Genomic DNA, 525 nt, shown 5'->3' with positions numbered 1-525 from the left:
GGCGGCTCGGTGGTGGGCGTCAACTCGCTACTCTACGGCTGCGCCGAATGCGCACGGATGCTGGAGCGCTTTGGCCGGCATTTCGACGACGGCACCCTGCCCGCTCCGGAGGGGTTGATCGAGTCCCCCCTCGCCGAGGGCCCTGCGCGTTATGACGACGTCGACGAAGGGCGCAGCGAGAAGGTGATCCTGATTCCTTGAACCAGGACGGGTGGGCGTTCGCCGCTTTGCGGGCCCGGGCGGGCGCTTACCGAACGGGGTGTCGAAGCCCCTCTCCGGGGAGCCCCCCTTGCTCTCTCCTGGACAGGCAGGGGGCGTCTTAGAAAATGGAATTTAAAGCACGCTAAGGAATGCTCGATCCAGCAGCGGCGCGGCTTTGCGCTTGGCTGTGGCCGCAGGAAGCTCCCTCATGACCGTTTTCGAAACTCGAGGTGACCAACGCTGGCTGCGGGCTGCTTTCTCGCGACGGCCTCTCGAAAAGGATCGTTTTGTCGGTCCGTTGCAGGGCTATCCACCAAAGGTGTA

Annotated in this window: 1 pseudogene; it reads left to right on the top strand. The window is 64.0% G+C overall.

Annotation, left to right across the window (positions count from 1 at the left end):
- A pseudogene (locus tag ACYVD0_RS11085) lies at positions 1-201 on the top strand (quinone oxidoreductase family protein); the annotation flags it as partial.
- Positions 202-525 lie beyond the last annotated feature (324 nt).

This window comes from Azotobacter armeniacus, assembly GCF_054779355.1.
This window is presented reverse-complemented; position numbering and strand designations above follow the sequence as displayed.